The following is a 6,112-nucleotide window of genomic DNA, read 5'->3' on the forward strand; positions in this document are numbered from 1 at the left end:
TCCTCCTAGTCTATATTAAAGTAATCTGAATTTTCTATCATTTTTTTGAAAGGTATGCCTCCACCTTCATAGAATTTATTAAACATTTCTACATAAGTAAGCCTTGCTGTGTGAACATAGGCTGACAAATAAGAAAGAAAGGCATTAAATAATTGGAATACCACAAAAATTACTATGGCAAATAATTTGCCCAATAAGTTTGATTCAAAAAGCATTCTTGCAATCATATTTATTGCAAGCCCCAAGAAGGAACCTGATAAAACAAGTGCCATAAGTCTTAGGTAAGATACAAAGTCTCCAAGATAAGATGTGATTCCGTAAAGAGAATAAACTCCCCAACCAATCTTTGCTCCCCTCGACTTTTCTTCCCTGCCACCTGTTGCAACAATTCCAACCATGCCAATAATCATTATAATCATGAGTAACTTGCCATAAGGTGCAACTTGTGGAAGGACCTTTCCAAGTATAAATCCAATAGCTCCCAAAACTGCCATATACCAAAATCCTACATCGTATAGGGCATCCCTTGGCTTGCCGTCACGTATATTCATATAAGCCCTGATACCAAGACCAAAGAATATGTGGATTCCGCCTAGGATAACTGAAAGGATTACCAAGAGAGTAGAATCCTCTGCTGGGTCAATAAGGCTTGGCAATTCAATAATTCCTCCAAAAAAGGACCCGAACACTAATCCAAATATAATTGTGGAAATAGATAGGTAGTTGAAAAACTTGAAAAACCTTCTCTTCTTATCTGTTAGATTAAATTTCTTTAAGGCAAAGAATGTTGCCAAAAATACTAGCAAACCATAACCAAAGTCGCCAACCATTATCCCTGCAAATATAAAATAAAAAGGTGCAAAGAAAGGTGTTGGGTCTATTTCATTGTATCTAGGCATGGAGTACATTTCTGTCATAATCTCAAAGGGACTTACAAAGGCGTTATTCTTTAGTAAGATTGGCACTTCTTTTGAATCCCTATCTGGTTCTTCAGCCCTTAAATAGTAGTTGTCCTTGCAAACTTTTTGAATTTCCTTTTCCAAATCACTTAGTTTATCTTCTGGAACGTACCCCTCAATTAGGTTTACTTCAGTAGTTTTCAAAAACTTCCTCTCAGACATTATTTTTATCTTTTCATTCCTGTAATGTTCATAAGAGTACTTAAAGTCTTCTAGGTATTTTAAATAAGTCCTTAATTCATCTTCGATTTTATTGTTCTTTTCAAAAAGTAAATCTTTATCTTTCTCATAGGATCCTATTGTCTCCTTAACTCTTCCATCTGACTTGATGTTTATAGGAGTGAATCCATAACTTGTCATTAGAGTCTTAATTTCATCATCTATGGATTTTTCAACTATCATCAAATAATAGTTAAAGTTTTTGTCCTTAGAAACTCTTTCAAGGTAGACCAAGTCATTTTTTATAACTTCTCCCTCAAAGTTTTCTGCATGATTTGATGATACTGTTCCTGTGTAAATGTTTACATAACCCAGCTTACTTAAATCTTTTAAGGAAGATGATAGGTCCTCCCAAGGTTTTAACTCTGCAATTTTTGAATCAATATTTTGAATCTTGCTCTTGTTTTTATCTTTTTTATCTACAAGGGTCCTTATCTCTCCATCAATTTTTTCAAAGGGGAAAGTCATGGCTCTTGCCGTAAGTTCTTCAAGGCTTATATTACTAACCCCATCCTTCATGGCCTTTATTGGGTTTTCCTTGTCCTTAAACTTAAGTAATAGATCAATATCTTCCTTGGATCTCTTGATTTTGTCATCAATTTCAATTAAATCTTCTGATGACCTAGGTCTTGTGAAATCATCTTCTGAAAAGTTGTCCTCATCAAAATCAGACTCGTCAATGTGAACATAGTTAAACTTTTGAAATTTATTTATCAAATTTTCCCTGTTCTCATCAAAGATAAAGAGTTTGAATTTTTTCATCTTAACTATTGCCATTATTCACAATCCTCTCTACCACTGACTTTACAATTTCAGCTTCTTTGCCTTTAGAATTTTTTGAAATTTCAGCAATTTTTTTATCTGCCTCTTCACCTATTGGTTTAATAGCTTCCTCAGCTTCAAGTCTTGCCTTTTCAAGATAGGCATCCTTTCTACTGCCAGCTTCATCAACAATTTTTTGATAGGCTTCTTCGGCTTTCTCTTTTGCCTTTTTCATAATTTCCTTGGCTTTAACTTCAGCATCGCCAATTATTTTTTTTGCCTCAGCTTCAGTGTCTTTAACTTTTTTTACTGCATCATCTGACACTAAATCACCTCCAGTGTAAAATCTTTCACAAATTAATTATATCACTTGTTAAAACTATATTTAACTAAATATTTTTAATCTTTAATTTGTATTTAGCTTACTGTTACCCTACTTATGATTATTTATTTAAAATTTAGTAAAAAAGTAAATATTAAATTCAATTTTGTGAATAAAAGTAACTGGATTTATAAAAATAATATAACAAAATAAAAAGATTTTTTCCTAAATAAAAAACCACCTCTCGCGAAGTGGTTAGCTAATAAATTTAATTCTTTAGAATACTTTGAAAGGCTGTCATGTTGTAGATTTTTGAAACTAATAAAATTGAAATTAGTTTGTCTGCATAGTCTGTAATAATTTGAATTATAAATACTATTAAAAAGTCTGGCAAGTCCATCACAGCACGAAGGGCTTGGACTATATAGGATGAACCAGCAGTTGTAACAGTACCAAAGAGATAGGTTGCAATTAGTGCTGATGAAATTGCAGCAGGAATTGACATAAAAGGAGTGAGATAGAATTTGGACATATAGTTATCTCGCTTTAAAAATTCAAAATAACCTGCAGTGAAGCCAACGATTAATTGAGTTGGCATAAAGTATAGGGCAATTGGATCGCCTATGGTGTTTACAAAGGCTGTTACAAGTCCTGCTAAGACACCAAAGATTGGTCCAAAGGCAAAACCTGCCATTATAGTTCCTATGGAGTCAAGATAAATTGGAAGCTTAACAACTACTCCAATCCAAGACCCCACCATATTGATAGCTATGCAAAGTGCCAAGAGGGTGATTTTTTTTGTTGAAAACTTCATAGCAAATCACCTAAGATATCTATGTCCACTTCTTTGCCAGTAATAAGCTCTATAAAATCTCTCCAGACTTCAAAGACTTCTATCCCTTCATATATGATTACATTCTTCTCTTTCTTCATAAAGTCCATGGCATCCACCATGAGCATACCCCTTGCAGGTCCATCACAAATGCAGTCTGCATGATAGGTCCTTCCCAAAAACAAGTCTGGATTTCTCTCTAAAAGAATTGTGAGGGGATCATTTATCACAGACCCAATAATTTTTTCGTACTTCCAGTGGAAATCCATGTAGAAGTTTGTAATTTTTTCTAAAAAGTTTCCAACTTCAAAATTTAATCTCTTGATGTAAGCAAGAATGCTTGGCGTCAAGACAAACTCTCTTGTGACATCGAGAGGGACAATTTCAATTTTTCTCGGTGCATTTTTAATTACATAGTCTGCCGCCTCTGGATCAACATAAAAATTAAACTCTGCCACAGGACTCATGTTACCATGACTCCTGAAGTTACCACCCATTACAATTATCCTTGTGTCCTTAAAGGCATCCCTATCTTTTTCAAGGGCCCTTGCAAGATTACTTAGGGGTCCCAGGGCAAAAATTGTCAAGTCCCCATTTCTTGCCTCTTCGATTAAAAAGTCAATGGCATCTCCATCAACTTCTTCCTCATCATAGTCTAAATAAGTTTCGCCAAGTCCATCTTGACCATGGGTGTCCTCTGCATTAATAAATTCCTTGCAAAGGGGTCCTTGTGAACCCATGTAGATTTTAAAATCTTTATTTAAAAACTTCATAAGCCTTAGGACATTTTTTCTTCCCTTTTCAATATGAACATTTCCTGAAACTAAAGAAATCCCGAGGATTTTATATTCCTTTACCATGCTGGCTAGCATAATAGCAATGGAATCATCAATCCCGGGATCTGCGTCAATAATAATTTTCTTCATAATAACCTCCATTTCTTTGGAGAACAATTAGTTTTTTATACTTGGAGTTCCCGAACAAGTGAAATAAATTATACCTTATTTTTAATAAATAGACAAGCTTTTACCTATCAAGTATAATTGACTTAGGCAAAATTAAAAAATTTTACACTGGAGTGATTAAATGAAAAAACTATTTAAAATCCTAATTCTATTTGCAGTTGCACTAAGTCTATTCGCCTGCAATAAAAAAACTGGAGATAATTCAAAGGAAACAAATTCTAAAGAAGCTACAGAAAAAACTGCATCAGCAATTGATTTAGAATCTATGCCTATTGAAAAGTTCGACTTCCAAACTCTTGAAATTGAAAAGGGAGATATTGTAAAGTCTGAAGATTTTTATAAGGAAAAACCTCTTACACTTGTAAATGTTTGGGGAACTTTCTGTGGACCTTGTAAGGAAGAGATGCCAGACCTTGCTGCACTTCACGAAAAATACAAGGACAAGATCAATTTTCTTGGTGTAATTGTCGATACTAATGCAAGTATGGATACAAATGTAGAAGAAGCTCACGAAATTATAAAGAAAGCTGGAGTAACTTACACAAATATTATGCCAAATCCAACAACAGAAGACAGCCTTGTTCATATCACTGCAATGCCAACTACATTTTTTGTAAATTCTGAAGGAAAGGTCCTAGGTGGCTTCGTTGGTAAAAAAGACAAGGACTCTCTTGCAGCAACAATTGACAAATTACTTGAAGAAAATAAATAATATTTATTAGTATTTTATGAGACAAGCTAAATATACTAAGAGATGGATTTCCCATCTCTTTTTTGTTTAAATTTACATAAGAAATATAGACTAAGTATATAAAGTACGAAAATAAAATTTTAAAAGAGTACTGAAATATCAGTACTCTCGAACCGTCCAAATAAAATCAATTTTTATAATCTTTTTTCAATTCTTTTAAGATTATATAAATATCCCTAATTATAAAAATATCCACAATCAAAGTTAGAACCATAAATATAAAGGCTTCTCTAATTGAGCTTTGTGACACTCCTCTTATAGCTTTTATACGATTATAACCTATCCATTTACTATAGAGAGATCCAGTTCCACCAAATACACTCACTCCATTATAATTTAAAGAAAAATTTATAATAAATAAAGTAAAAAAGTGAATAAACCTATTTATAATTCTTTTCATTAGAAATCTATAGTCCTATTAAAATCTTTTCTAAGTTTATATCGGCCTCCAACTTTACCTGTGACTTTAAATCCAGCCCTTTCAAAAACTGTTACATCAGCCTGAGCTTCTGCTTCTACTTCTACTGTTATAACTCCAGTACATTGTACTCTTGTGTCTCCAATAATTAATGTTCTTTCGTTAGTTAATTCAGAAAAACCACTACTACTTAAATACATATCAGCATTATGTACTTTTATAACATGTGTTCTATTTCCAGAAGAGCTACATTCATCATATACAGTACAAAACGCCCTTATACTTACTCTAGCATTTCCTTCATAAAAAGTTCTTATAATGTTTCTAGACTCTTCTCCGCAAGAACGTGTAGAAGTATTATTCTTTCCAATAACTTTTATCTCTTCAATTGTTTCTAATAAATTGCCATCATTATCATATATGTAGACAATTTTTCCAGTGTCTGTATCTCTTCTATCAATTTGTATTTCATCCAAATCATAATCTATGGATACTCTTATTTTATCTACTTGTATATAATTTTTAGTATCCTCAAAATCGTCAGCTGCATATACTTGAGTCAATAAAAGCAAAACCAATAACATACTAGCAATAAACTTTTTCATATATACCTTCCTTCCTTTATTTGTTTGGACGATTCTATATCTTGATTATAAACCCATAACAATCATAAATCAAGCCAATGGTAAAACCTTTTCATTAATTTAGCAAACATTATTTTATCACTGAGATAAGAAAATAGAAATTTTCACGAAGATTAAGACCTATATACTCATCAAATTTTAAGTCCATAAATCCAATCAAAAAAAGAGGGAGCATTAGCTCCCTCTAATTTTTTATTTTGTAATCCAAGGATTAGTCAAGAATCTTTGATACTACTCCTG

Annotated in this window: 6 protein-coding genes; 1 reads left to right on the forward strand and 5 read right to left on the reverse strand. The window is 32.6% G+C overall.

Features of this window, described 5'->3' with window-relative positions; all coding sequences use genetic code 11:
- Positions 1-5: 5 nt before the first annotated feature.
- The 4 genes from HMPREF1864_RS04805 to HMPREF1864_RS04820 form a co-directional block, all read right to left on the reverse strand.
- Positions 6-1,955, reverse strand: coding sequence for a V-type ATP synthase subunit I (locus tag HMPREF1864_RS04805; protein WP_062571702.1), 1,950 nt, complete (start codon positions 1,953-1,955; stop codon positions 6-8).
- Positions 1,942-2,265, reverse strand: coding sequence for a hypothetical protein (locus tag HMPREF1864_RS04810; RefSeq protein WP_062571703.1), 324 nt, complete (start codon positions 2,263-2,265; stop codon positions 1,942-1,944). The genes HMPREF1864_RS04805 and HMPREF1864_RS04810 overlap by 14 nt, the downstream gene beginning before the upstream one ends.
- Before the next feature lie 265 nt (positions 2,266-2,530).
- A complete protein-coding gene (locus tag HMPREF1864_RS04815) occupies positions 2,531-3,076 on the reverse strand; it encodes an ECF transporter S component (protein ID WP_062571704.1) in 546 nt (181 codons plus the stop codon).
- Positions 3,073-4,020, reverse strand: coding sequence for a nucleoside hydrolase (locus HMPREF1864_RS04820; protein WP_062571705.1), 948 nt, complete (start codon positions 4,018-4,020; stop codon positions 3,073-3,075). The genes HMPREF1864_RS04815 and HMPREF1864_RS04820 overlap by 4 nt, the downstream gene beginning before the upstream one ends.
- Positions 4,021-4,180: 160 nt before the next feature.
- On the opposite strand from HMPREF1864_RS04820, the gene HMPREF1864_RS04825 reads away from it, so the two are divergent.
- Complete coding sequence (locus HMPREF1864_RS04825) at positions 4,181-4,771, forward strand: TlpA family protein disulfide reductase (RefSeq protein ID WP_062571706.1); 591 nt, start codon at positions 4,181-4,183, stop codon at positions 4,769-4,771.
- A gap of 438 nt (positions 4,772-5,209) precedes the next feature.
- Here HMPREF1864_RS04825 and HMPREF1864_RS04835 read toward each other — a convergent pair whose 3' ends face one another.
- Positions 5,210-5,833 carry a hypothetical protein gene (locus HMPREF1864_RS04835; protein WP_062571708.1) on the reverse strand — a complete coding sequence of 208 codons (624 nt, stop codon included), beginning with the start codon at positions 5,831-5,833 and terminating at the stop codon, positions 5,210-5,212.
- Positions 5,834-6,112: the final 279 nt, after the last annotated feature.

Source organism: Peptoniphilus sp. DNF00840, assembly GCF_001553125.1.
Lineage (GTDB): Bacteria > Bacillota > Clostridia > Tissierellales > Peptoniphilaceae > Peptoniphilus_A > Peptoniphilus_A vaginalis.

Coding starts and splice junctions, on each gene's coding strand:
- HMPREF1864_RS04815 (WP_062571704.1), bottom strand. CDS start 3,076: ATGAAGTTTTCAACAAAAAAAATCACCCTCTTGGCACTTTGCATAGCT.
- HMPREF1864_RS04825 (WP_062571706.1), top strand. CDS start 4,181: ATGAAAAAACTATTTAAAATCCTAATTCTATTTGCAGTTGCACTAAGT.
- HMPREF1864_RS04820 (WP_062571705.1), bottom strand. CDS start 4,020: ATGAAGAAAATTATTATTGACGCAGATCCCGGGATTGATGATTCCATT.
- HMPREF1864_RS04835 (WP_062571708.1), bottom strand. CDS start 5,833: ATGAAAAAGTTTATTGCTAGTATGTTATTGGTTTTGCTTTTATTGACT.
- HMPREF1864_RS04805 (WP_062571702.1), bottom strand. CDS start 1,955: ATGGCAATAGTTAAGATGAAAAAATTCAAACTCTTTATCTTTGATGAG.